We start from the raw sequence: 25,524 nt of genomic DNA, 5'->3' as shown, positions 1-25,524 counted from the left end.
ACCACGTCGGACACCCGGGTCAGGTTGGTGCGCTGCCAGTCGTGGTCGCCGAGCGAGCGGGACAGCAACTAGATGTTGCCGTTCGCCGCCGTGTACGTGATCTGGAGCCGGCCGCCGCCCAGCCACACCGACAGCACGCTGCGCCCCACCGGCGGCATCCCGTCGATCTGCACCCGCTCGGCCTGCCACGTGTCGCCGTCGCCGGTCAGCTCCCACAGCCCGCCGTCGAAGTCGGCGAAGACCAGCAGCCAGCCGTCGGGCGCGCCGTCCACGCCGGGCAGCCGCTGCACCGCCGACGCGCTGCACTCCGGCAGGCCGAGTTCCGCGGTCAGCGACCGGGTGTGCCAGGCGCCGTCGTCGCCGACGGCGTACATCCGGATGTCCTGCCGGTGGTCGAGGCCGAACACCCGGTGCCGTTCGCCGGCGCGGTGCTCGCCCCACACCGGCATCATGGTCAGCGGCAGCGGGTTCTCCGCCTGGGTGGCCCAGGTCAGCGAGATCTGCCCCCAGCCCTCGGGGCCCTCCCACAGCATCCGCAGGTGCTCCTCGGCGTCCCGGTAGACGATCACGTCGAGGCCGGTGACGCCGTCGACGTACCCGTAGGGGGTGCCGTCGGCGGCGACCGCGCCCTCCACCGACACGTCCTGCCAGACCCAGCCCTCGCCGGGCGCCTGGGACAGCCGGATCGTCCGGCCGTCCGTGGCGCTGTACACGACCCGCTGGGTGTCGCCGTTGCGGTAGGCGTGCGGGCCGTACCGCACGGCGGGCGGGCCGCCGCTGTCCTGCGTCAGGTCACCCCACCACCACTGGCCCTGGTCGTACCAGATCTGGAGGACGTGGCCGCCGTCCCCGGCGTAGACGTACGACGGCACGCCGTCGTGGGCGAAGAACGGCGACGGGGAGGTGCCGCGGGCCATCCGGGGCGCGCCCACGTCCGCGGTGAGCCTCGTCCACGTCCACCCGTCGCCTTCGGGGTAGTGCACCACCAGGTGCCGCTCGCAGTCGGAGTAGGCGACGTGGTCGACGTCCGGCAGCACCCGGATGCCGACGCCGTCGGTGAACGGCAGCCGCCCGTACATGGCGAAGAAGCCGTTGCGGTCGTCGGACTTCGGCACCCGGTACCAGCTCGCGTTGCGGTGCATCACGTTGCCGCTCTTGCCGTGGTTGAGCCCGAACGCGTGGCCGATCTCGTGCGTGGCGACGTGCCGGAAGTCGGGGCCGTGGAGGTCGACGTCGAAGTACCCGTGCGCGTCCCAGTTGATCTTCCGGTTGAAGATGACCGGAAGCTGGCCGCCCGTGTCCGGCCAGCCCGGAGCGGCCCCCCACTTGGTCACCGCGTAGACGGTCCGGAACCAGCCGGTGTCGTGGAACACCGGGTCGTCGCCGACGGAGAAGACGATGTCCGCCTGCGCCGGGTCGAAGACGCGGGTGAACTCGAACGGCCCGTACCAGTTCTCGCCCAGCACCTCGCGCCACACGTCGAACGACACCTGGATCAGCTCGTGCTTCAGCGCGTCGGTGAACTCGTCCCGGGCGTACGGCATCGTCATGTCACCGAGGTGGTAGGTCAGGTTCGTGTGCCGGAAGTGCCCACCCTGGAGGACGAAACCGGTGGTGGTCGTCCGGTCCGGGGTGCCGCAGCCCGGTGCGGTCAGGTGGGCGGCGGTGACGGCGTCGGGCCGTCCGGTCACCGGCAGCTCGTGGAACGTCTGGTACGCCCGGATCGCCGCGCCGAGCCCGGTGGTGGGGGCGAATCCCGCCTCGGTGAGCAGCGTGGCGACCGCGTCCAGGGGCAGGTTCGTCACGTCCGGCCGGATCAGCGACACCGTGCCGTCCACCACGTCGCCCACGTACGCGGTGCCGTCGGCGGTGACCGCCACCGCGTACGGGGCGTGGCCGGTGGTGATCGGATCGAGCGTGCGCGGCGCGTACGGGTTGGTGGTGTCGACGAGCTGGACGCCCTTGTCCGTCGCCAGCCAGGCCCGGGACAGTCCCGGCGCGGCCGCGAGGTCGCGGACGCCCGCCGCGCTCGGCACCGCGCCGAGCCGCAGGCCGGTGTCCGGGTCGTGCACGCCGAACAGCGGGTGCACGGTGCCGCCGCCGAGCGAGCCGACGTAGATCATCCCGTCGTGCGCGACCGCCACCCCGCCCGGCTGGAGGTGGGCGGGCTCGATCGGCGCCACGGTGAGCGTCCCGTCCGGACGCAGCACGGCGAGCGCGTCGTCGGCCGGCACGAGCCCCTTGACGTACAGCGTGGCGTAGACGGTGCCGTCCGGGGCCACCGTGAGCCGGTTCGGCGCCGACGGCAGCGGCACGACGCGCCGCTGCGTGGTGTCCGCCAGTTCGATCACGTGCAGGCGCTTGTGCGCCCAGTCGGCGGTGTAGAGCAGGTCGGCCACCGGATCCACGGCGATCGCGATCAGCCCGAAGCCGATCGGGATGTCGGTGACCGTGCCGGTGGCCAGGTCGCACCGGGAGACGCTGTAGCTCTGCACGCCCCGGTTCATCACGTACGCCTGCCCGCGTCCGGGGTGCCAGGCCACCGCCCGGGGCTCGTGGCCGACCGGCAGGGACGGCCGGACCGGGGCGAGGGTACGGGGGTCGAGCACGTGCAGCCGGCCGGCGCCGGACGCGGGGTAGTGGGTGACGAGCAACGCCGTGCCGGTGCCGGTGACGGCGTGCACGGAACCGGGATCGGCGGCGGTGCCGAGGGCGACCTGGAGCTGAGGCGGTGGTGTGGGGGCGGGAGTGGTCATGACGTCCTCCACTGGACGTGAATGCTTCGCGACCCACCGTAGGGCTATGCGTCTGACCTGCGGATTCTTCGTCGTTGATCCGGCAGTGTCGATGTGCGGGCCCTTGCCGAGATCCGTTCACGAGCGTAGGAAGAACACCACCGTCCGATGTCGAAGGAGACACGCGTGCCCACCCCCAGACGGCTCCGTCTCGCCGTGTCCGCGTTGGTGACCGCATCGGCCGTGCTGCTCGGCTCCGGCGCCGCCGCGGCGCCGTCCGCGCCTCCCGCGCCGGCCGGGCAGCGGTCCTGCGACCCGATCGACCCGGCGGCCTGCCTGCTGCCGTTCCCGAACGACTACTTCACCGTCCCGGACCGCAGCACCCCGACCGGCAAGCGGGTCCGGTTCGCGGCCTCCGCGATGCCCGCCAACGTGCTCGGCGTGCCGATCGACCCGGCCGAGTGGAACCGGCAGGACGGCTTCAGCCCCGGCTCGCCGATCCTGGCGCGCGTACCCGGCCTCGACGCCGCGCGGACGCGGATCGCGCCGGTCACCGACGTCGGCCGCTCGCTGGCGCCGGACGCGCCGATCGTGCTGCTCGACGCCCGCACCGGCCGGCGTACGCCGTACTGGGCGGAACTGGACGCGCACGCGACCGGCAGCCCGGACCGGCAGGCGCTGATCATCCGGCCGGCGGTGGCGCTGACCGAGGGCGCCCGCTACGTCGTCGGCCTGCGCGGCATGCGCGACGGCGACGGCGCGCTGATCCCGGCGCCGAAGGCGTTCCGCGCGTACGTCACCGGCGCCGGCGTGGACCGGCGTGACCCGCGCGCGCCGCAGATGAAGCGGATCCTCGCCGACCTGAGCCGGGCCGGGGTCAAGCGGCACAGCCTCTACCTCGCCTGGGACTTCACGGTCGCCAGCCGGCAGGGGCTGACCGGGCGGATGCTGGCGGTCCGGGACGGTGCCTTCGCCGCGCTCGGCCGCCGCGCGCCCTCGTTCACCGTCAGCCAGGTCACCGACTACACGCCGGAGCAGGATCCGCTGATCGCCCGGCAGGTGACCGGCACCGTCGCCGTACCGTCCTACCTGACCGGTGACGGCGGGCCGGGCTCCCGCCTGCACTACGGGCCGCCCGGCGGCGACGGCACCCCGCCGACGCCGAGCGCCCTGCCCACACCGTCCGGCACGACAGTGGCGGCCGACTTCGTCTGCAACATCCCGCGCAGCGCGTCCGCCGCGCGACCGGCCCACCTCTCGCTCTACGGCCACGGCCTGCTCGGCCGGCCCACCGAGATCAACGCCGGCAACGTCAAGACCATGTCGCAGACGTACGACTTCACGTTCTGCGCGACGAGCTGGATCGGCATGGCGGCGGCCGACGTCCCGTACGTGGCGGGCGCCTTCACCGACCTCAGCGCCTTCCCGGCGGTGGCCGACCGGCTCCAGCAGAGCTTCCTGAACTTCCTCTTCCTGGGCCGGACGATGATCCACCGCAACGGGTTCGCCGCCCACCCGGCGTTCCGCGACGCCGCCGGGCGGCCGCTGATCGACGTGAAGGGCGGACTGCACTACGACGGCAACAGCCAGGGCGGCATCAACGGCGGCGCGCTCACCGCCATCGCCCAGGACTGGACCCGCTCGGTGCTCGGCGTGCCCGCGATGAACTACTCCACGCTGCTGCAACGCAGCGTCGACTTCGCCCCGTTCCAGACCGTCCTGGACGGCTACTACCCGGACCGGATCGACCAGCAGATCGTCTTCGGTCTGCTCCAGATGCTGTGGGACCGGTCCGAGGCCAACGGGTACGCCCAGCACATGACCGACCGGCCGCTGCCGCGTACCCCGGCGCACCGGGTGCTGATGCACGTGGCCTTCGCCGACCAGCAGGTCTCGACCGCCGCGGCGGAGGTCCAGGCGCGCACCATCGGCGCCCGCCTGCACACCCCGGCGCTCGCCCCCGGCTGGTCGCCGGACGTGCGGCCGTTCTGGGGCATCGCGCCGATCCGCAGGTACCCGTACGCCGGCTCGGCCATGGTGGTCTGGAACAGCGGTGCGGCGTACGCGCCGCCGCCGACGAACCTCGCGCCCGCCGGACCGGAGTACGGCGAGGACTCGCACGAGTTCCCGCGCGCCCAGCCCGGCGCCCAGCGGCAGAAGGCGGTGTTCCTGCTCACCGGCAAGGTGATCGACGTCTGCGCGGGAGGCCCCTGCCCGTGACGTAGCCCCACCGGAGGCACGGCCGGCGCGAGCGGTTCGCCGGCCGTGCCTCCCGGGGCTCAGCCCCGGTGACCGGGGAGGGGGTCCAGAACCCGGGCGAGCCAGTCGGCCTGAGCCCGCCGGGCCGCGGCCGACACGCGCACGTGCGGGAACAGCGCCGCGAAACCATGGAAGCCGCCGGCCCACACATGCAGTTCGGCCTGGCCCCCGGCGGCCCAGATCCGGCTCGCGTAGGTGACACCCTCGTCGCGGAAGACCTCCGCCGACCCGGCGTCGATGTACGTGGGCGGCAGGCCGGACAGGTCCCCGGCGAGAGCGGGGGAGACGTAGGGGGAGACCTCCTCGCCGGTCCGGTCGCCGAGGACGCTGCGCCACCCGAACTCGTTCATCTCCCGGGTCCACACGCCGTCCGGGCCGGTGTACTGCCGGCTGGACGTGGTGTCGTTGCGGTGGTCGAGCATCGGGCATGACAGCAGTTGGGCGGCGACCGCCGGTCCACCGAGGTCGCGTGCCATCAGCGTGACCCCGGCCGCCAGGCCGCCACCGGCGCTGGCGCCGGCCACGACGACACGGCCGGGGTCGATGCCGAGGGCGGCGGCGTTGTCGGCCACCCAGCGCAGACCGTGGTAACAGTCGTCGACCAGGGTCGTGCCCGTGGCCTCCGGGGCCAGCCGGTAGTCGACGGTGACCACGACCGCGCCGAACCGGTCGAGCCACTCCAGCGGGATGTCGATGTTCGAAAAGCGGTCTCCCCACATCATCCCGCCGCCGTGGACCCAGTAGACGCAGGGCGCCCCGGCCGTCTGCGCGGCCGGGCTGATGACGGACAGCGGGATCGGCGTTCCGTCCGCGGCGGGGACGGTGTCCTCACGCCGTCGCACCGCGCGGTCGCGCAGGTGGGTCTCGATCGGCGGCTCGGGGAGTCGGCGTACGAATTCGATCACCTCGGGGCCCAGTGGCGGCATGGACGGCAGGTCGGCCAACGCCGCGAGGAACTCGGGGTCGAGGTTGGGTCGAGGGGAGCTCATCAGAGGGGTCCTTCCGGTGAGGGGGTCGGGGCGGGGCCGGCGGCGGCAGCCGGTTCAGAAACGCGCCTTCCCGCCGACCGGAACCGCGTCCGTGTACGCCGACTCACCGGCCAGCAACGGCTGGAGCCTGGCGACGAGATCCTGGGCCTCCGCACCGGCGAAGAACCGGCGGTGAGCCTCGGCGCTGGTCCAGCCCTCGACGACGTGCACGACGTCGGGGTCGGAGGCCGACCGGGACACGAGGAAGACGAGGCAGTCCGGATGGGGCAGGGACGGCGCGCCGAGCAGCAGCCCGACCAGGTCGTCAGCCCTTCCCGGCCGTGCGGTCATGGTGGCGTGGAACCCGTGGCGGACGGTCATCGCGGTGCCTCCTGGATTGTCGTATCCGGGCTCGTCCCGGAAATCCGATTCCTCAATGGAAGCAGGACGAGCAGGGAAAACGTTAGATATATGCTCGCGAGGACTTGCCTGATCCTACTCAGCCTGCGAGGATCGGCCGTGCTTTAATCGATGGGTGGATCTGGCTGAGCTGCGAGCCCTGCTGGCCCGTCACGCGCGGCCGGACATGAGCACCGCCATCGACGGCGTGCTGATCTCGAAGGTCGAGCGGCAGAGTCCGCCGGCCACGTCGATGTCGGGCACCGTCATGGCACTCATCGCCCAGGGGGCGAAGCAGATGGCGCTGGGCGACCGCGTGTACGAGTACCGCGCCGGGCAGTACCTCGTCGCGTCGGTCGACCTGCCGGTCACCGGCCGCTTCACCCGGGCCAGCGCCGACATGCCGGCGCTGGGGTTCGGCCTGGTGCTGCACCCGCCCACGGTCGCGGAGCTGCTGTTGCAGGCGGCGCCGGGCGACCTCCCGCCCGTGCCGGGCGCAGCGCCCTCGGGCATGGTGGTCAGCGACGCGCCGGACGAGCTCGTCGACGCGGTGATCCGGTTGCTGCGGCTGCTGGACCGGCCCCGGGACGTCGCGGTGCTCGCGCCCCTGGTCAAGCGGGAGATCCTGTGGCACCTGCTCACCGGGGAACAGACCGGGGCCGTCCGGCAGCTCGGCCTGGCCGACAGCAGCCTCAGCCACGTCGCCAGGGCGGTGCGGTGGATTCGTGACCACTATGCGCAGTCGTTCCGGGTGGAGGAGCTGGCCCGGCTGTCCGGGATGAGCGAGTCGGCCTTCTACCGCAACTTCCAGGCCGTGACGGCGATGAGCCCGATCCGGTTCCAGAAGCAGATCCGGTTGCAGGAGGCCCGGCTCCTGCTCGCCACGCATCCCCACGACGTCACCGGCGTGAGCGCGCGCGTCGGATACGAGAGCCCGTCGCAGTTCAGCCGTGAGTACCGCCGCCAGTTCGGGGTGCCTCCCCGCGAGGACGCCGCCCGCCTGCGCGGCACCGCCCCCGGCCGCGTGCCTGCGGTCGTCTGACCGGAGACGTACGCGACTCCGCCGCCGTCGCGCTCGTTCGGGCCACGAGGGACGGGCGGGGGAGGGTGATGGCGGCGCGACGGGGTGCCGAACTGCCGCGTCCACCGGCGACTCCGGGCCGGGCGAGCTGCTGGAGCTGTTCTTCGACCTGGCCTTCGTGGTGGCGCTCGCCCGGGTGCTCCAGCGCTTCGTGGCCCTGGGCGACGACACCGAGTGGGCGCAGCCGCGGAATGGCGGGGGACCGGACGCCCCGGGCGACGGAGTCGGCGACGGCCAGTAGGCGATCGATCGGAGAAGGGTTGTCCGGGGTCGCCGCTTCCACGGCGGCGCGGTCCATTTCGTGCACCCGGCGCAGATAGGCCCGAATGAGATCGTCCTTGCCGGGGAAGTGCCGGTAAAAAGTGGCACGGATGACTTTCGCCTCGGCGATGATCTGGTTGTTCTCAGCATTCTCTCAGCCGGGCGTTCATGGGAACCGGTTGCGGGATTCGGGCACCTCGGATAGCGGCGGGAGGGTCGGTGTGACCATTCGCCGACGTTTCCCCATTCCGCTGACAGCGATTCCGCGCGTGCCCGATATTGGAGTCTCCGCCGGGCCTGTCGAAAGGAATGTCAGATGAATGCCGCACCGAAGCCGGAGACCGGAATGCCGACTGTCGTGCTCGTTCACGGGGCATTCGTGGACGGGTCGAGCTGGAACGGGGTGATCGCCGACCTCCAGCACCGGGGCTACCCGGCCATCGCCGTGGCGAACCCGCTGCGCAGTGTGGCGGGGGACGCCGCCTACCTGCGCGCCCTCGTGGACAGCCTGTCCGGACCGGTCGTGCTGGCCGCCCACTCGTACGGCGGAGCGGTCATCACCGAGGCCGCGGACGGCGCCGCCAACGTCCGGGCCCTGGTGTACGTCGCCAGCTTCAGCCCGGATGCCGGCGAATCGGTGGCCGACCTGAACGCGAGGTTCCCCGGCAGCCGGCTCGCCGACAACATCCAGGCGGTGCCGATCCCGGTGCAGGACGGCAGCGCGGACATGGACCAGTACGTCAAGCAGGAGACCTATCCGGACTTCTTCGCCCCCGACGTCCCCCGGGAGACCGCCGCGGTGATGGCGGCCACGCAGCGGCCGACCGCGGCGAACACGCTGACCGACAGCGTGACGCGGGCCGCCTGGAAGAGCATCCCGTCCTGGACGCTCGTCACCACCCAGGACCTGGCGATCCCGCCGGATCTGCAGCGCTTCCTGGCGCAGCGGGCCGGGTCGACGACGGTCGAGGTCGACGCGTCCCACGCGGTGACCGTCTCGCAGCCGGCGGCCGTCGCGGACCTCATCGACACGGCGGCGCGGGCCACGTCGCGGTGACGTCCCGCAACCCGACCGGACTGATGTCCTAGGACGGTTTAGAGGGTGTGCCGGCCGCGACGGTCGGCACACCACGCGTGCGGCGTTCGTTGGAGGAGGTCTGCGTCTCGCGCCGGATGCGGGGCGCCGGGGACGGCGGGTCCGGACCGTCCGGCGGCCCTTCGTGCATCGGGGATCCGCGATGCTAGCCTGCCCGTCTGGTATGGACAGTCTCCTCGACCGGGTTCAAGAGTGGATCGATGACGGATGGTTCGGACGCCCGGCGTTCGCGGCACCACGCAACGTCCGGGGCCACGCCCGTGACCGGCGCCCGAGGTGGTCGCGGGTGACCCGGACCGCACCGGCGGTCGTCCGGACCGTGCTCGCCGCGGTCGTCGCGTCCGCGGTGCTCGCGCTGACGCCGCTCGCACCGGCAGCCGGCGCCGTCAACACGCCCGCGCCCGCGGGCCGCGCAGAGGGCGACCACGTCAAGTACTACACGGTGGAGGCGACCCACCAGGGCGAGCCGGAGAACCTCACCGAGATCGCGGAGCGGTTCCTGGGCGACGGCTCGCGGGCCGCCGAGCTGTTCGCCCTCAACAGCGGGCGGATCCAGCCGGACGGCGCCACACTGACCGACGGCGCCCGGCTCCGGGCGGGCTGGGTGCTGGTCCTGCCGTGGGACGCGTACGGCAGCGAGGTCCGCCAGGGCGTCCCGCCGGCCGCGAAGCCGGCGCCCGGGACGTCCACGCCGGCCGGGCGGCAACCCGCCGCCGGCGACGCGGCCGTCCGCCCGCCGAAGGGGTGCCGCACCGCCGCGACCTCGGGTGCCCGGTCACAGTGGGCCGGTCCGCGGGTCGCCGCCGACCAGGCGTGGCCGCACAGCCGGGGCCGGGACCAGCTCGTGGCCGTCGTCGACTCCGGTGTCGCCGGCGGCCTGCCCGCGCTCGCCGGCCGGGTCACGACGGGCGTCGACCGGGCGACCGGCGGCGCTCGCGGTGACGCCGACTGCCTCGGCACCGGTACGGCGATGGCCGGGCTGATCGTGGCGCAGCCGGTGAAGGGTTCGGCAGTGGCCGGCGTCGCGCCGGAGGCGGCGGTCATGCCGGTCCGGGTGGCGGGCCGGACTCCCGGCGCCTCGGCCGCGGCGAGCGTGGCGGGCATCCGGGCGGCGGTCGGCTCCGGCGCCTCCGTCGTCGCGGTCGGGCCGCAGGTGGACCTCGGTCAGGCGGAGGTGGTGTCCGCCGTCAACGAGGCGGTCGGGGCCGGCGCGGTGGTCGTGGTGGGTGCCGTGGGCGAGTCGGCGCCGCCGGACCCGGACGTACCGCTGCACGACGCGGTGCTGCGTGTCGGCGGGATCGGGGCCGACGGGGGTACGGCCGACGGCTACCGCACCGGCGGCGTGGACGTGGTCGCACCGGGCGTCGACGTGACGAGCCTCGGCCTCACCGGCACCCGGCCGGTGAGCGGCACCGGCACGCACCTCGCCGTCGCGTACGTGGCGGGCCAGGCGGCGCTGATCCGGTCGGCGTACCCGGATCTCGACCCGGCGCAGGTCCGCAACCGGGTGCTGAAGACCGCGAAGACCACCGGCGGCGTCGCGCCGGAGATCGACCTGACGGCCTCCGTCACCGCCGTGCTGCCCGAGGAGGCGCTCCGAGCGCAGGCGGCCGAGCAGGCGTCCGGCTCCACCGGGATCGGCCGCCGGGCGGCGTTGCTGGCGCTCGCCGGGCTGGCGGCGCTCGCCGCGCTGCTGCTGGGTCTGCATGCCCGCAGGTCGGCGCGGAGCGGTGCCGGGCGGCCGGAGGCGGCACCCGCCGGCGCCGAGGCGGCGTCGCCGGCCGTCCACACCGGCGGGACGGACCTCGCCGCCACCCGGACCGATCCGGCCGTGGCCGCCCCGGTCCCGACCGTCCGGAGGAACGCCGGCCCGGCGGTCACCGATCCGGACCTCGGCGGCCCGGCCGTCGTGCACGCCGCCGGAACCGCTGCCGACGACATCGATCCGGCCGACACCGATCCGGCGGGCCCAGGTCCGGCCGGCACTCGGCCGGACGTGACGGCGGCGGTGGCGGAGTTGAGCCGCGACCCCGCGCTGCGGCACCTGGCCGCCGACGAGGCGGGGATGGCGTACCTGGCCGAGACCCGGCCGGAGGCGCGGGAGAAGGCGCTCATCGGCCTCGTGCCGGGCATGGACGACGAGACGGTCGCCGCGCTGCCGGCGATGGTGACGGCGCTACCCGGCACCGACGAGCAGGAGCAGTCGCTCACCGGCGTCCTGGTCGACGTGCGGCGTCACCTGCGCGGCGATCCGCTCGCGCTGGACCGGGCGCTGGTGCGGGCCGGGAAGATCCGGTGGCAGTCCCAGCACGAGCTGGCCGAGCACGTCACGTCGTACGCGCAGCAGCATCCGGAGCTGGCGCGGCTCGCCACCGCCATCGCCGAGACCCGCTGGTCGAGCGGCGCCGAGGAGCCGGCGCGCGGCAGCTGATCAGAGCAGCACGAGTTCCTGGGCCAGCATGTCGGTCCAGGTGCGGCGGGTGAAGTTGCAGCCGGTGTGTGCCACGAACTGCTCCAGGGTGCGTACCGGTCCGATGCCGAGCCGGTCGGTCGGCGGGGTGTGCAGCATGTAGAGCACCCGGCGGCGGCTCAGCTCCTCGTAGCGGGCCCAGTCGGACTCGACGTGATCGCTCCAGTGCCGCGGCCTGTCCTGCCGGATGTAGTAGTGCCAGGCCAGCACCTCGGTGGGGTGGAACAGGTCGTAGCCCCACGTGAAGGCGCGCAGGGCCAGGGTGATCTCCTCGCCGTTGAAGTAGATGCCCGGGTCGTAGGGCACCTCGGCGACGAACGAGCCGGGCGCGAAGAGGAACCCGGCGGCCAGGAACAGCGCCGGCTTGGGCGGTACGCCGGGCCCGGCCCCCTCGATGAGACGCTGGCCGAGGACCGGCACGCCGAACGTGGTCCAGTCGCTGACCACGATCTCGGCGGGCGCGCCCGCGCCGGTGAACTCCTGATCGGGTTCGTAGCTCGCCGGGTACGCGGTCAGGACCGGCTTCGCCGCACCCGTCTCCCGCGCCATCCGGATCAGCCGTACGTCCCAGTCCGGCGCGAACCGGGTGTGGCTGTCCACCTGGAGGAGCCAGTCCTCGCCGCGGTAGCGCTGGAACGTCTTGTCCCGGGCCCAGCAGGCGCCGCGGCTGTCGCGGGCGTCGTACTCCTGCACGTCCACCTGCGGCAGGTCGCGGATGGCGGAGATGTCCTCGTCGCCGAGGTGCTGCCAGCACACCGCGATCCGGACGTCCTCCGGGCGTGCCGCCCTGGCCAGGCAGTCCAGCACCGTCGGCACCAGTTCCCGGTCCCGGTACGACGCGATCGCCACGAAGATCGTCACGCCTCCGCCTCCGCCTCCGCCGGGACGAGGGCGTACGACTGGAACAGCAACGCCAGCGCGCGGTGCTCGTCGGCGGGGTCGGTGACCGGGAGCCGGTCGCCGCGCGACCGGATGTGGGCCAGGAGGTCCGGTTCCGGCGCCAGCCCGTACGCCTGGAGGTAGTAGGCGACCGACTCGGGCCAGAGCCAGCTCCCGTCGGTGCGATAGGTCATCGGCACGACCTGTCCGCGTCCGGGCTCCACCACGTCGAGCCCGCGCGCGGTGGTTGCGAGCACCGGCGCGCCCGCATCGAGGTACGCCGCCGCCCGCGCCAGGTCCGTGCCGGACAGCCGCTCCCGGTCCGGCGCGAAGCGTGCGCCGTCGTCGTCCACCTCGTCGAATACGCGGGCGATCCGCAGCGGCCCGGCGTCCCGGTCGGCCCAGAGCAGCGCGCCGGACCGGCGGGCCGCGGCCGCGTACGGCGGGAGCTTGTCGCCGGGGCGGTACACCTCGACCAGCGGGGCCGAGATCCCGGCCGCGGCGAGCGCCCGCATCACGGTCGCCGCCGTCTCCGCCTGCGGTCCGTCCGTCTCCAGCACGTAGACCGGCGCCGGCGGGATCACCGAGGCCGCCCACTCCGGGGCGATCCGCCATCCGCGCCACAGCGCGACGGCGCCGGGCTGCTGCCGCGCGGCGGCGACCGCGACCCGGTCGGTGTCGTCCATCAGGCCCTCGCGGCCGGTCAGGTCCGCCAGCGGCGGCACCCGCCCGCCGAAGACACGCGGATTCGGTACGGCCGACGCGAACGTGAACGGCAGGTCCACCGGTCCGGGCGGCTCGGGGACGGACACCGCGCCGGTGTCGGCGAGCCGCAGCCGCGCCTCGGCGAGCAGCGCGTCCGGCACCCGGCCACCGAGGTGCAGCAGCGCGGTGTGCAGCTCGTCCTGCTCCGTCATTCCCGGCCTCCTCGCGTCCTCGTCGGCGGGCGTCGGCGCATTCGACCACGGCGGCCGCCGGGAGCACCGCGCAGCGCCGGGGCTCGTGCCCGAAGGACACCGCGACCCGAGGCGTTCGTGCACCCGGTCAGAGCGCGCCCGCGCGTACCAGGGCGGCGAGCGCCCGGTGTACGGCGACCGCGCCGGCCGCCGGCGGCGGGTCGGCCCGGCACCGCCGCAGGTGCCGCAGCAGCCCCTCGTCGGCCAGCGCCCCCTCGTCGAGCAGCCGGTCGGCCAGGGCGGCCGGCCACACCCACACGCCGTCGGTGCGCAGGTGCGCGGTCAGGGCGGGCGCGGACCGCAGGTGGGTGACGAACGGCGCGATCTCGTCGTCGTCGACAGGCAGCCGCGCGTCCCCGTCGGCGGCCAGGCGCACCTCGCCGGGCGGCTGCGGGGCCCAGACGAGCGCGGACCGGGACCGGGCCGCCCACTGGTACGCGGGCAGCGGCAGGTCGGGCCGGTACACCTCGACCGGTGCGGCGTGCCCGGCGTCGGCGAGCGCCCGCTGTCCCCGGTCGCTGATCGCGGGCAGTTCGTCGTCCGGCGCCGTCGCCTCGACCAGGTAGACGCGCACCGCGTGCACCGTGTCGTCCGGTCCCCGCGTGATCCGCCAGCAGCGCCACACCCCGGCGGTGCGGGCCGGGTCCAGCACGTCGAGCAGCACCCGGTCGAGACCGTCCACGGTCCCGCCCGCCGTCTCGTCCACCACGAGCGGCGCGGTCGTCGCGTACAGCGGCAGGTCGGTGGGCGGGAACGGGACGAACAGGGCCGCCGGGTCGGCGTCCACGTCCTGGTCGGCCGCCGGTTCGGGCAGCAGCGGCGTCTCCGGGGGCAGCAGCGCGGCCAGCGCCGCGATCTCCGCCGCGGACTGCGGGAACGCGCCGAGCAGCCGTGCCGCGCAGGCGCCGTGGTCGCCGCCGGCGAGCAGCGTACGCAGGACGGCGAGGTCGCCGTCCGGGATCCGGCCCGCGGCGCGCAGGCAGAGCAGGTGCAGCGGGCCCGTGCTCACGGCGTCGCCGCCGTCTCGCGCAGGAAGGCGGCGGCCAGGCGGGCCGGCGTGGCGCCGCCGGGGTTGACGAGCGCGTCGCGGTCACCGGTCACGTCGGCCAGTTCCGCCAGGTGCAGCAGCCGCCAGCCGGGGGCCGGGACCGGCTCCCGGTGCGGTTCGCCGGTCGCGAGGACCACGCACCGGTCGTCGTCGGGGGCGTGGACGACGAGCGGCCGCCCGTCGCCGTTCACGGCCAGGTGGAGGGTGGACGCGCGCAGCACCGACCGCAGGTGCGCCGGCTGCGCCGCACCGGCCGCGGCCAGGCGCAGCAGCGCGTCGACCGGGTCGGTGGGGGAGTCCGGGAAGTGCGGGCGGTAGCCCGGGTTGTGCCGGAACTCGCCCACCTCGCCGTCCCCGCCGACCTGCCACACCCCGAGGACCGCCTCGAACGGCGGCTCGTCGTCCTCGTCGCCCGCCGGCCATTCCGGGTCGAGCAGGAACAGGAACTCGTCGTCGCTCATCAGCCGGCGTCCTCGTCCTCGTCCGCGTACCGGAGCGCGTGCCAGACGACCGCGGCGGCCAGCCGTACCGGTTCCGGGCCGCCCGGGTCGACCAGGACGTCGATGCCGTCCGGCAGCAGCTCGGCCAGCTCGACCGCCTCGACCCGGCGCCACTGCGGCGCGAAGGTGCGTGCGCGCTCGTCGGCCGAGGTGGCCACGACCACGCACGGCGTGTCGTCGAAGGAGTGGACGACGAGGGGACGGCCGTCGCCGTTCATCGCCAGGTCGAGCGGGGAGGCACGCAGCGCGGCCTGTACCTGCTCGACCGTGGCGTCACCGCGCATCATCCGGCGCAGCAGCACGTCGAGCGGTTCGGCGCTGTGGGTCATGGTTCCTCCAGGTGGCGGCGGCCCGCCGCGACGGTACGGTCACGGCGGGCCGTCCGTCCGGGATCAGGCGAACGGGTCCGGTGCGGCCGGGACCGGCACCGCCGGCAGCCCTTCCCGCGCGGCGTACTCGTTGAGCCAGCGCTCCAGCGGCGGGCCGGACGGCGCCACCCAGGGCTCGGCGCCGTTCTTGGGCACGACCAGCGGGCCGACCGCGAGCGTGTCCATGATGTTGCCGGTCTCGGTGGCCCGGACCGTGTTGAACGGGTACACCCAGCACCACTCGTACTCGGCCGGTGCGTCCGGGGCGAGCAGCGTCAGCGGCTGCGCCGGGTTCTCCAGCCGGCGCAGCGCGGCCTGCGCCCGGGTGCGGGCGTCGTCGGCGTTCATCAGGTGGTCCTTCTCTGTCGATGGTGGTCGGACGGGGTGCCCGCCCCGGCCGCCGTGACGGCCGGGGCGGGCGGCGGGTCACCGCCGGGGTACGGGAGCGGTGCGCGGCTCCGGCAGGGAGCCGCCGGACGAGGTGGACACCGTGGCGCTGTTCAGCGGCTCGGTGACCACCCGGCCGCCGGCGTCGTGCTCCGGCCGGATCGGCGAGGCGTCACCCTCGGCGGGGACGACCCGCCCCGCCGCGTCGTACGCGAGGCGCGTCACCGACTCGCCGGTGCGCCGCTCCACGAGCCGGCCGAGCAGGTCGTACGTGTAGTGCGTGACCTCGCCGGCCGCGTCGGTGCGCTCGACGAGCTGCCCGGCGGCGTCGTAGACGTACCGCTGGGTGCGGCCGTCGAAGTCGGTCTCGGACACCATCCGGCCGTTCGGGTCGTACGTGTAGCTCCACGTCGCGCCCGCCGGGTTGGTGACCCGGACCAGCCGCAGCTCGGTGTCGTACGCGTACTCGGTGCGGTTGCCCTCGTCGTCGATCTCGGCCGTGACCAGGTCGAACGCGCCGTACTCGCGGAACGTCCGGCGACCGGTGGCGTCGACCCACTCGACCAGGTTGCCCTCGCCGTCGTAGAGGAACTCCTCGACCGAGCCGTCCGGGTTCTCCCGCCAGGCCAGGTCACCCTCCAGCGTCCAGCCGAACTCGGTGAGACCGGTGTCGTCCTGCATGCTGAACAGGCGGCCGAGCGTGTCGTAGACGTACTCCGTCTCGCCCTGCCCGGTGCTCACCGAGGTGATCCGGCGGGCCGCGTCGCGCACGACGGCGGTCGGTCCGACGTGGGTGGTCGTGCCCCGGCCGTCGGCGGCCGGCTGCTCGTACCGGACCACCTCACCGGAGGCGTCCACCTCGGCGACCATCAGCCCGTCGGGGCCGAACTGGCGGTTGCGGGTGCTGCCGTCGAAGTCGGTCCAGGACACCGCGCGACCGAGTTCGTCGTACGTGGTGGTGGACCGGCTGCCGTCCGGCCGGGTGACCGCGATCAGCCGCCCGAGCGCGTCGTACTCGCTGGACGTGGTGCGGCCCAGCGGGTCGGTCGTGGACCGCAGGCGGTACGCCTCGTCCCAGACGTTGCGCGTGGTCGCGCCGAGCGCGTCGGTTTCCGCGACCACCTGGAAGCGGTCGTTGAGTTCGTACGTGCGCACCGCGCCGAGCGAGTCGGTCACCACCGTGCGGCCCGGCTGGTAGTCGAACCGGTAACGCAGGTAGCCGCCCCTGCCGTCGGTGGCGACGCACCGGCCGGCCCCGTCGTAGGTGTACGTGTACCACTCGCCGTTGCGGTCCTCCCAGCGCACCAGCCGCCCGTCGGCGTACGTGAAGCGCTCGGGGTCGCCCGAGGAGTTCGTCACCTCGACCAGGTTGAGGTCGCCGTCGTAGCCGAACTGCGACGCCACCGTCAGGTCACCGGCCGCGTTGGGCAGGGAGACCATCGTGACCAGCCCGGCGGACGAGGTGAACGCGACGGTGGCCCCGGTGGACGACAGCAGCCGGGTCGGCGTACCCCGGCGGTCGCGGACGATCGTCCAGCGGACGCCGCCGTCGGTGACGTCGGTGAGCAGCGACTCGGTGTCCGACACCGCGGCGAACAGCAGGCTGCGGCCGGACGTCGGGTCGGTCAGCAGCCAGCCGCCGCCCACCAGCCGGCGCAGCGGCAGCGTCCGGCCGGTCTCCGGCTGCGCCACCTCGCCCTCGGCGGGCAGCGGGTACGTGAGCAGCGAGCCGTCGGCGGCCAGGTAGCGGACCTGCTCGCCGTCGACGACGATCCGCTGGTCGACGGTGGAGGCCCAGGCGCGGCCGAACGACCGGCCCCACCGGTAGTCGGAGCGGTAGGTCCGCTCCAGCGTGAGCCCCGGCATGACCGCGTCGGTGTGGGTGAGGATCATCCGGCCGGTGGTGACGTCGATCGGGTCACCCACCGTCGGCGTCTGCGCGGTGGTCTTCGCCACCGCCTCCGGCGCCACACCGGCGAACGTCTCGGTGGTCGGCGAGAAGTCCGTCATGTCCACGTCGCTGTCGGCGTCGCGGACGGAGGCCATGTCGACGTCGGAGTCACTGTCGCGGACGGAGGTCATGTCGACGTCGGAGTCACTGTCGCGGACCGAGGCCATGTCCACGTCGGAGTCCGCGTCGCGGACCGACGCCATGTCCACGTCGGAGGACGGGCCCGGCGCCGGGTCGCTGGTCCGGATGAGGACGACGGAACCGTCCGGTCCGATCTGCGGCAGCGTGGCCAGACCGGGGACCTGCGAGTCCTCGAACGTCACCCGGCCCTGCGAGTCCTTCGACACGTTCACCACGTGGCCGACGGTGCCCGGTCCGCCGGTGCGGAAGCCGACGATGCCGTTGGTGCCGTTCGGCATGGCGCCGAGCGCGTCCACCAGCCCCTGGAGGGTGCCGACCTCCTCGGTGGTACGCCCCGGGTACTGCTTCTGGAGGTCGCTCAGCTCCCTCGGCTGCGTCTGCGGCGGGATCTGGGTGACCAACCCGGACTGCTTGTAGCTGTCGACCGCCATCGTGAGCGTGATGCAGTCGTTCTGGTTGCCGCTGTCACGGGACTGGTGGATCTGCCGCAGGTGCCGCCGGTCCGCGTCGTTGAGCGTCTCCAGGTCGACGTCGGTGTTGGCCGTGTCGCCGTGCGAGTTGGCGGCCATGATCTGCAACGTCGACCCGTTGCTCAACGTGACGTTCCGCGACAGTGCGTCCCGGAAGGTGTCGAGGATCCGGGCCTGCGCCTGCGGGTCGCCCTGCGCCGCCGCCAGCTGCTCGGCCAGTGGCGTCGTGGTGTCCGCCTGCGTCGCGGCGGAGGCGGTGCCGATACTGACCGGACCGGTCTGCTGCCCCTGGAAGCCGTACTCCTGACGACGGCCCCGGCGGTGGCTGCTGCCGCTGGGACGGCTGCGGTCCCGCGGGCTGCGCGACCTGTCGTTCCGGTCCCGGCTGCCGCTCGGCTCGCCGTCGACGGCGTAGGCGTGCGTCGTGGTCCGCTGCCGCCTGCGTTCACCGGTGATCAGCTGATCGGGCCGGGGCCGCTGCGACGGCGGAACGTAGTCCTCCTCGCTGGCGTAACCGCGACGGGCGGGGCCGTACCAGTGACCGACGTTCTCCCAGTAGTGCTGTGCGCGTTCGCTCCTCGCCAGGGAGTGGATCTCCTGGAGCGCGTTCGCCGCCTCGTGACGCTCCTGGGTGTAGCCACGGGCCTGCTCGGCGAACGTGACCACAGCGGCGAACTCCCGCCCGGCGGCACTGGTGATGGAGTCGATCTGCGTGAACCCCCGCAGGTAGTTCGCGATCTGGCTGGCGGTCCGGCGACCGCCGTCGGACTCCGCGCCGATCCGGTCGCCGAGGCCGGTCCCCTCCGCGTTGTTGTACGGGCGGTTGCCGACCATCGGCTCGTTGAAGTGACCGTCCCGGTTGCTGCGCGGCCCGGTACGCGGGCGGTGCCCGGTGCTCGCGTACAGGTCGGAACGGATGCTCTGGTAGCTCTGGTACGCCGTCGAGGACGTGTCGGCCAGCGTCGTCTGCGAGGCGAAACCGACAGTGTCGAACCAGGCCTGGGCCTGCGCGGTGACCTGTCCGACCGGTGTGCTCAGCGGCGGCGGCGACGGGGTGTCGCGCTCCACGTACTCGTAGGTGACGGTGCCGTCCGGGTTGCGCCTGGCCTCCCGCACCCAGGTCGGCATGCCGTAGAGCGCGCTCGGCGGCGGTGGTGCCGCGTTCGTGGGCAGGCTGCTGGGCGTCTGGTCGGAGGGCGCGGCGAGCGCCGGCTCCACAGCGGCCAGCGGGTGCGGCGTCGTCGGAGCGGGCGTGCAACTGGTCAGGCCCAGCGGGTCGGCCACGGTCAGCGGGTTGCTGACGTACGCGGTCGGGTTCGGGCCGCCGGACAGGCCCAGCGGATCGGGGCTGACGTACCGGCCGGTGGCCGGGTCGTAGTAGCGGAACCGGTTGTAGTGCAGGCCGGTCTCGGCGTCGACGTACTGGCCGGGGAAGGCCAGCGGCGTCGCGGTCCGGTCCGCGCCGCGCCCCCACAGGTCGCCCCGCGACCACCAGCGCAGCCCGCCGCCCGGCTCGACCAGGTGGGTCGGGGTGCCGATGGTGTCGGTGATCACCGCGCGGAGCGTGCCGTCGTCGGTCTGCGCGACCGGCACCGCCGCGTCCGGACGGTAGTCCCACGTGGTCGTGGTGGTGGCGCCGGCGGCGTCGCGGTGCGTCTGCTCCAGCATCAGGTCACCGGACCAGGCGAACGACACCTCCTCCAGCACCCGGTCGCCGTCGCCGAGACGCTGCTTGGCGATACGCCGGCCGAAGCCGTCGTAGCGGTAACGCCAGCGGTCACCGCCGGGCGTGACGGCCAGGACCAGCCGGTCCTCGGCGTCCCACTCGAAGCGCCACGCGCCCGCGTCGTCGACCCGGCCGGTGAGGCGGCCCTTCGCGTCGTAGGAGAACGTCGCGTCGTCGGAGCGCACGAGCATGGTGCCGGTGAACTCCCAGCGCCCGCCACCGGCGCCGACCAGGTTGCCGGCCTCGTCGTAGTCGTACCGCTGCGGGACGTCCCCGTCGACGGCCCGGATGCGGCCGGTGTCGTCGGCGGTGAAGGACTGGTCACCGGCGAGCGAGTCGGCGATCGCGGTGACGCGGTCGGCGGCGTCGTAGGTGTAGCGGCGCTCGGCGGCGTCGGCGATGTGCTGCCCGGTGAGCCGCCCGGCCGCGTCGAAGGTCTGCCGCAGCGTGACCAGGCCGCCGACGGTCCGGCCGATCTCCCGGCCGGCGTCGTCGTGGGTGAAGCCGAGCAGGTGCTCCCCGGCGGTCAGGCTCTCCGGGCGGCCGTCGGCGTCGAACGTCCACCGGCTCGACCGGCCCGACGGCGTGGTGCGCGCCTCGACCGCGCCGGAGGCGGTGTACGAGGTGCGCACGGTCCGGCCGTTGATCGTCTCGGACAGCACCCGGCCCTCGGCGTCGCGGGTGAACCGCACCTGCGCGTCCGGGCTGAGCACTGCCGCCACGTGGCCGTCGGCGTCGTACTCGACGCGGGTGACGGCGTCGCCGACCCGGCGTTCCACGACCCGGCCCCGCGCGTCCCAGCGGTAGCGGGTGACGGTGCCGGCGGCGTCGGTGTGCGCGACCAGCCGGCCCGCCTCGTCGTGCTCGTAGCGCTGGGTACGGCCGTCGAAGTCGGTCTGCCCGCACAGCCGGCCTGCCGCGTCGTACTCGTAGTGCCACGTCCGGCCCGCCGGATTCGTCACCCCGATGAGCCGTAGTTCCGTGTCGTACGTGAACTCGGTGCGGTTCCCCGCCTGATCCACCCGTGCCGTGGGTAGATCGAAGGGGCCGTACTCGAAGCTCACCGCCCTTCCTGATGCGTCGATGACGTCCACCAGATTCCCTTCACCGTCGTAGAACCACCGTTGCGTGGAGCCGTCCGGGCGGACCCGCCACGCGAGATCCCCCTCGGCGGTCCAGCCGTACGTCGTGACCGCGCCGTCCGGGGCCCGGGTCGCCCGGACCCGTCCGAGCGCGTCGAACTCGATGTCGTCCGCGTGCGCGGGCGGGCGCGGCGGGACCGGGTGGGTCGAGCCGTCCGGGAGCGTGAGCGTGCGCGCCTCGTGGTCGAAGCGGGTGACGCGACCGAGCGGGTCGGTGCGCGACAGCAGCCGGTGCGCCGTGTCCCACTCCTGCCGGACCGTCGCGCCCAGCGGGTCGACGATCGCGGTGACCAGGTGGCGCTCGTCGAACTCGTACCGGGTCACTTCGCCCAGCGAGTTCGTCACGTGCGTGACGCCGTCGTCGTAGCGCAGGGAGTAGCGCAGGACGTCACCGCCGCCGCCGGCCCGGACGCAGCGGCCCGCCTCGTCGTAGTCGTATCCGAACCACTCGCCGTTGCGGTCCTGCCAGCGCACGAGCCGGCCCGCGTCGTCGTAGCGCAGCCGCGTCTCGTGTCCGGAGGAGTTGCGGACCTCGACCAGGCGCCGCCTGTCGTCGTAGCCGAAGGAGGGGAGGTGGACGGTGCCGTCGGCGGCGCGGACGTGTGCGCCGACGACCAGGCCGCCGGCCAGGTGCGGCACCACGACCAGGCCGGACGCGGAGAGCAGCAGGCCGGGCGTGCCGTCGGCCGTGCGTTCGATCCGCCACCCGGTGCGGTCGGTGACCACGTCGGTGAGCCAGGAGTCGCCGTGGGCGTCGGCGGGCGCGAACAGCAGCGACCGGCCCGGCTCGGTGAGCAGCCAGCCGCCGCCGGCCAGCCGGCGCAGCGGCCCGCCGGGGCCGACGACCGGCAGCGCCTCGTCGCCCTCGGCCGGCATCGGGTACGTGCGGATGGAGCCGTCGGCGGCCAGGAACCGCGCGTACGTGCCGTCGGTGACGACGCGCTGGTCCAGCGTGGAGGCCCAGGTCGGGCCGAAGCAGCGGCCCCACCGGTAGTCGGAGCGGTGGGTCCGTTCCAGGGTGAGCCCGGGGAGCCGGGCGTCGACCTCGGTGTAGAGGACCCGGCCGGTGGTGACGTCGACCGGGTCGCCGACGACCGGCGCCTGCGCGGTGGGCGTGGCCACCTCGGCGGCGGGCACGTCCACCGGCGGTGCCGGGGCCGGTGGCGGGGCGACCTCGGCCTCGTGCGCGCGGTAGGCGTCCCACCAGGCGTTCTCGGCCTCGGTCAGGGCCCGTTCGGCCTCGGCGACGGCCTCCGCGTCCGCGTCCGTCCGGGAGGTCAGCCCGTCCAGGCGGGCCGCCGCGGCCGACAGCGTCTTCGCCGCGTCGGCGACGGCGAGCGCTGACGTACGCAGACCCGGGGGGAGGTCCCGGCCGGTGACGTCCCGGGCCGCCGCCTCGTCCAGCCGGACGACGAAGCCGCCGGGCACCCGGACCTCGGTGCCGGCCCGGTGCTTGCCGGCGGCGTCGCGGGACCGGGCGACGAAACGGAACTCGACGTCGTACTCGACAGCGGCGGTGAGCTTGTCGTCCGGGTCGGTGCGCCGGGCCGGCTTGCCGGTCGTGGCGGCGGCGACCTTGCCCTCGTCCTTCACCTGGGCGCCCGGGTCGGTCCGGTAGAGCTGCTGCTCGACCAGCGTGGCCGCGTTCACGGCCGCGAAGTCCTGCCGCTCGCCCACCCGGCTCGCGCCGCCCGGATGGCCGACGCCGCCGACGACGAGCGGCCCGGCCGTCTTCAGCGCGAACGAACGGCCGGCGGTCTGCTCGTACTCGGTGTCCGCGCTGCGCTTCGCCGAGCCGCCGATCTTCAGCGTGGCGTCCGCGCGCAGGAGCTTCGGGCGGGCCACCAGGCGGGCGTCGAGGAACAGGTCGCGGCCCAGCCCGGCCGGCATCGGCAGCGGGAACGCGCCGTTCAGCATCGCCGGCAGCGCCTTGATCCGGCTCACGGTCAGCGTGTCGCGCAGCGCCGCGTCGACGTCCCGGCCGGGTGCGGCGCCGGAGGCGACGAGCGCCTGCCGGGCCGCCTCGTGCAGGCCGGGCAGGTCGACCAGGACGTCCTCGACGGCGAACCGGCCCGGCTCGGGCAGCCGGTCGAACCCGGCCTCCTCGCGCCACAGCCGCCGCCCCTCGTCGGTGGTCTGCTCGGCGGCAACCGGTGTGACCGGGCCGGAGGCGGCCGGTTCCCTGCCCTCGGTCGCCGAGTACGTGGTGACGTCGTGGACCGCGTGGACCGACACGCCGCCCTCGGGCAGCCCTCTGCCGGTGACGGTGACGGTGAGGCGCACCGGCCCGCGGTACGTGGGCACCGGACCGGAGACGGTCAGCGACTGCTCGTACGTGCGGCCGGTGCGCTCGGTCGACTTGGTGGCCTGGTTGCCGAGGGCCGCGGTGCCGGTGAGCCCGGCGGCCACGGTGCCGGAGGCCGGGCCGTGCCCGGTGGTGCGGGTGGCGTCGCCGTCGACCCGGTCGGTCTCGGTGCCCTGCGCCCGCCCGGTCAGCGTGACCTGCGCCGCCGTTCGCGAGGTGGTGCGGGTGTGCGCCTCGCCGACCACAGCGCGGTCGGTGACCGACAGTTCGTCGACCAGGTCGATGCCGGTGAAGCTCGGCTCGCCGACCGGCTCGGCGGTGAGCGTGACGTGGTACGTGGCGCCCCGGAACCGCCGTTCCAGCCGTACCGTCTCGCTCCGGCCGCCGTTGAGCGCGTCGGCCAGGTGCAGGTGGGCGGCGCCGAGGAAGCCGGTGCTGCCGAGCCCTCGGATCGGGTCGTTCGGGCCGCGGTCCCGGGTCGACGGCAGGATCGCCTGGGCGAGTTCCTCGCTCGACTCCCGGGCCAGGGCACGCCGCAGGTGCGGGATGCGGTCGGTGAGGTCGATGTGGGTGGTGACGCCGCCGATGCCGAGCGACAGTCGCGGTCCGGGCCGGAACTCCGGCTGTGCCGCGTGGGCGGTCGTGCCGGGGCCGGCCGCGTCCTCGTCGCGCCGCTGCTGTGCCTCGCGTACCAGGTCGCGTTCCCGCTGCTGGTGCTCGGCCTGCGTGGCCCGCTCCTGCTCCTGCGCCGCCAGCAGCGCCTGCGTGGCCTGGTCGTGCGTGGCGGTCAGCTCGCCGAGTTCGCGCCGGTGGCGGTCCTGAAGTGCGGCGAAGGAGTCGTCGACGAGTTGCCGGGCCGCCGCGCCGACCGCGCGGTCCCGGTGGACCCGGTCGACGTAGGCGCGGGCGTCGCGCTGCTCGGTGTGCTGCCGCCGCAGCAGGTTCCCGCGTTCCGTGGCCTGTTCGCGGGCCATCCGCGCGCGCTGCTCGTCCTGGTCGGCGCGGAGCGTCCCGGCCCGCTCGGCGTGTTCCAGTTGCAGCCGTACGTCGGCGGTGCCGTGCCGGCGGGCGCGGTCGCGGTCCTGGAGCTGCTTCAGCTCCGCCGGGGTCATCCGCATGACGACCGCGCCGGGCAGGGTGAGCCGCCGGCCGGCCCGCCGGGCCGGTGCGCCGGGCCAGCGGCCCAGTGGACGCAGGTTGCTGTCGTGCCGGGCCTCGGCGACCACCTCCGCCTCGACGTCCACCCGCACCAGCAGTTCGCGTTCGGCCCGGCCGGCGCCGAGGCGCAGCTTGGACACGCCCGAGACGCTGCGCTCGCTGATCCGCCCCCACGCCCGCCGCCACGGCGTGACGGACAGGATGACGGCGCCCCCGGGCCGGCCGGTGCTGCCGCCGTGGTCGGTGACCGGCCCGCTGACCGAGGCGACGCCGGTGCCGGAGACGCTCAGCTCGATCGCGCGCGCGTTCGTGCTCTTGCGGGCGGTGCCGCTGGCGAAGGTCCGCTCGACCCGGGCGAACTCGGCGCCGTCGAGCACCGTCGGGTTGGTGGGCCGCAGCCGTATCCGCACGTCGGCGCGGGCGTCGGCGGCCCGGCGGCCGTGCCACAGGTTGCTCAGTGCCAGCGGACGGCTGAACAGCTCGGCGTCACCGGTGAGGCGTTCGGGCGACAGCTCATCGGCGACCACTGTGGAGATCAGGCCGTCCTCGACCGCGTAGACGTCGTCCCGGCCGGCGTCGCGCAGCGTGTCGACTACCGCTTCCTGCAACCGGTCGGCGCCGACGAACGACTCCACCCGGCGTCCGTCGAGATCGTGCGGCCCGCCGGTCAGCCGGCTCAGGGGAGGCGGGTACGCCATGGTCTCCACGTCGCGGGGGACCGGGCCGGGCTCCGCAGCGGGGCGCTGCCGGGACACGCGCGTCTCCGGGACCAGCATGCGCACGTCGAGGCGGTGCGTGCGGGGACGCTGCTCGGACGTGGCGACGACGGTGGGCACGTCCCGGCCGTACGTCCCGAGGGACAGCTGCCGCCCGGCCTGGTTGACCCGCACCGTGGACCGGGTGCTGACGGTGAGGTCGAGGGTGGCGGCGAACTCGCGCAGCCGTACCCCGGTGGGCTTGCCGTCGTCGTCGAGCGCCGGCCCGTGGTCGCTCTCGGTGGACTGCCCGCCGGTGACGGCGCTCTCGTCGGTGGTGCCCCAGGTGAGCGCGGCGCGCGGGCCGCCGAGCAGCGTCGAGGCGGCCTGGCCGAGCGGGCCGAGGATGCGGGGCTCCAGGCTCAGCTCGGCCGACCGGCTGTCGTCGCGGGCGCTGGTCACCGTGGACCTGGCGGTCCGCTTGGCGGCGGTGCCGATCTTGTCGTGGTCGAGCAGGTCGCCGTCGGAC

The 25,524-nt window shown here is 74.4% G+C and carries 15 protein-coding genes; 4 read left to right on the top strand and 11 right to left on the bottom strand.

From position 1 onward, the window contains the following. Positions 1-68: 68 nt before the first annotated feature. On the bottom strand, positions 69-2,756 hold the full coding sequence (locus tag ACN27D_RS00075) for a matrixin family metalloprotease (RefSeq protein ID WP_421498178.1): 2,688 nt from the start codon (positions 2,754-2,756) through the stop codon (positions 69-71). A 165-nt stretch (positions 2,757-2,921) separates the two neighbouring features. Between ACN27D_RS00075 and ACN27D_RS00070 the strand changes: the two genes are divergently transcribed. Continuing rightward, on the top strand, positions 2,922-4,955 hold the full coding sequence (locus ACN27D_RS00070) for a hypothetical protein (RefSeq protein WP_421498177.1): 2,034 nt from the start codon (positions 2,922-2,924) through the stop codon (positions 4,953-4,955). 59 nt (positions 4,956-5,014) lie between these two features. Here the strand turns inward: ACN27D_RS00070 and ACN27D_RS00065 are convergent, their stop codons facing one another. Both ACN27D_RS00065 and ACN27D_RS00060 read right to left on the bottom strand, forming a co-directional pair. Continuing rightward, the gene (locus tag ACN27D_RS00065; RefSeq protein ID WP_421498176.1) at positions 5,015-5,983 is read right to left on the bottom strand and encodes an alpha/beta hydrolase; all 969 of its coding nucleotides are present in this window, start codon (positions 5,981-5,983) and stop codon (positions 5,015-5,017) included. A 54-nt stretch (positions 5,984-6,037) separates the two neighbouring features. Beyond that, on the bottom strand, positions 6,038-6,343 hold the full coding sequence (locus ACN27D_RS00060; RefSeq protein WP_091416550.1) for a putative quinol monooxygenase: 306 nt from the start codon (positions 6,341-6,343) through the stop codon (positions 6,038-6,040). 154 nt (positions 6,344-6,497) lie between these two features. Here ACN27D_RS00060 and ACN27D_RS00055 point away from each other — a divergent pair, with 154 nt between their 5' ends. Then, positions 6,498-7,403 carry an AraC family transcriptional regulator gene (locus tag ACN27D_RS00055; RefSeq protein WP_307800047.1) on the top strand — a complete coding sequence of 302 codons (906 nt, stop codon included), beginning with the start codon at positions 6,498-6,500 and terminating at the stop codon, positions 7,401-7,403. On the opposite strand, the gene ACN27D_RS00050 is transcribed toward ACN27D_RS00055, so the two are convergent. Beyond that, positions 7,306-7,815: a TetR/AcrR family transcriptional regulator gene (locus ACN27D_RS00050; RefSeq protein ID WP_421501080.1), complete on the bottom strand. Its 510-nt coding sequence runs from the start codon at positions 7,813-7,815 to the stop codon at positions 7,306-7,308. The genes ACN27D_RS00055 and ACN27D_RS00050 overlap by 98 nt on opposite strands. A 204-nt stretch (positions 7,816-8,019) precedes the next feature. On the opposite strand from ACN27D_RS00050, the gene ACN27D_RS00045 reads away from it, so the two are divergent. Both ACN27D_RS00045 and ACN27D_RS00040 read left to right on the top strand, forming a co-directional pair. Next, positions 8,020-8,760 carry an alpha/beta fold hydrolase gene (locus tag ACN27D_RS00045; RefSeq protein ID WP_421498175.1) on the top strand — a complete coding sequence of 247 codons (741 nt, stop codon included), beginning with the start codon at positions 8,020-8,022 and terminating at the stop codon, positions 8,758-8,760. 325 nt (positions 8,761-9,085) lie between these two features. Next, positions 9,086-11,230 (top strand): S8 family serine peptidase, encoded by a 2,145-nt coding sequence (locus tag ACN27D_RS00040; protein ID WP_421498174.1) that lies wholly within the window; start codon positions 9,086-9,088, stop codon positions 11,228-11,230. On the opposite strand, the gene ACN27D_RS00035 is transcribed toward ACN27D_RS00040, so the two are convergent. From ACN27D_RS00035 to ACN27D_RS00005, 7 genes are all read right to left on the bottom strand, one after another. Then, positions 11,231-12,130 (bottom strand): GlcNAc-transferase family protein, encoded by a 900-nt coding sequence (locus tag ACN27D_RS00035; RefSeq protein WP_121684485.1) that lies wholly within the window; start codon positions 12,128-12,130, stop codon positions 11,231-11,233. Continuing rightward, the gene (locus ACN27D_RS00030; RefSeq protein WP_421498173.1) at positions 12,127-13,065 is read right to left on the bottom strand and encodes a hypothetical protein; all 939 of its coding nucleotides are present in this window, start codon (positions 13,063-13,065) and stop codon (positions 12,127-12,129) included. The genes ACN27D_RS00035 and ACN27D_RS00030 overlap by 4 nt, the downstream gene beginning before the upstream one ends. Before the next feature lie 127 nt (positions 13,066-13,192). Continuing rightward, a complete protein-coding gene (locus ACN27D_RS00025) occupies positions 13,193-14,113 on the bottom strand; it encodes a hypothetical protein (RefSeq protein WP_421498172.1) in 921 nt (306 codons plus the stop codon). Beyond that, complete coding sequence (locus tag ACN27D_RS00020) at positions 14,110-14,613, bottom strand: type VII secretion system-associated protein (protein ID WP_421498171.1); 504 nt, start codon at positions 14,611-14,613, stop codon at positions 14,110-14,112. Before ACN27D_RS00020 ends, ACN27D_RS00025 begins: the two co-directional genes overlap by 4 nt. Continuing rightward, the gene (locus ACN27D_RS00015) at positions 14,613-14,981 is read right to left on the bottom strand and encodes a type VII secretion system-associated protein (RefSeq protein ID WP_350814766.1); all 369 of its coding nucleotides are present in this window, start codon (positions 14,979-14,981) and stop codon (positions 14,613-14,615) included. The genes ACN27D_RS00020 and ACN27D_RS00015 overlap by 1 nt, the downstream gene beginning before the upstream one ends. A gap of 63 nt (positions 14,982-15,044) precedes the next feature. Further along, the gene (locus tag ACN27D_RS00010) at positions 15,045-15,368 is read right to left on the bottom strand and encodes a YrhB family protein (protein ID WP_252447899.1); all 324 of its coding nucleotides are present in this window, start codon (positions 15,366-15,368) and stop codon (positions 15,045-15,047) included. 78 nt (positions 15,369-15,446) lie between these two features. Then, positions 15,447-25,457: a DUF6531 domain-containing protein gene (locus ACN27D_RS00005; protein WP_421498170.1), complete on the bottom strand. Its 10,011-nt coding sequence runs from the start codon at positions 25,455-25,457 to the stop codon at positions 15,447-15,449. Positions 25,458-25,524: the final 67 nt, after the last annotated feature.

This window comes from Micromonospora sp. WMMD1274 (genome assembly GCF_049179035.1).
In the GTDB taxonomy this organism is placed as follows: Bacteria; Actinomycetota; Actinomycetes; order Mycobacteriales; family Micromonosporaceae; genus Micromonospora; species Micromonospora tulbaghiae.
Note: the sequence above shows the minus strand (reverse complement) of the source record. Positions and strands in the feature narration are given on the sequence as shown.

Bases quoted from the DNA above. Each gene is read 5' to 3' on its own strand.
- ACN27D_RS00075 (WP_421498178.1), bottom strand. From the start codon at position 2,756: ATGACCACTCCCGCCCCCACACCACCGCCTCAGCTCCAGGTCGCCCTC.
- ACN27D_RS00065 (WP_421498176.1), bottom strand. From the start codon at position 5,983: ATGAGCTCCCCTCGACCCAACCTCGACCCCGAGTTCCTCGCGGCGTTG.
- ACN27D_RS00060 (WP_091416550.1), bottom strand. From the start codon at position 6,343: ATGACCGTCCGCCACGGGTTCCACGCCACCATGACCGCACGGCCGGGA.
- ACN27D_RS00045 (WP_421498175.1), top strand. From the start codon at position 8,020: ATGAATGCCGCACCGAAGCCGGAGACCGGAATGCCGACTGTCGTGCTC.
- ACN27D_RS00030 (WP_421498173.1), bottom strand. From the start codon at position 13,065: ATGACGGAGCAGGACGAGCTGCACACCGCGCTGCTGCACCTCGGTGGC.
- ACN27D_RS00020 (WP_421498171.1), bottom strand. From the start codon at position 14,613: ATGAGCGACGACGAGTTCCTGTTCCTGCTCGACCCGGAATGGCCGGCG.
- ACN27D_RS00015 (WP_350814766.1), bottom strand. From the start codon at position 14,981: ATGACCCACAGCGCCGAACCGCTCGACGTGCTGCTGCGCCGGATGATG.
- ACN27D_RS00010 (WP_252447899.1), bottom strand. From the start codon at position 15,368: ATGAACGCCGACGACGCCCGCACCCGGGCGCAGGCCGCGCTGCGCCGG.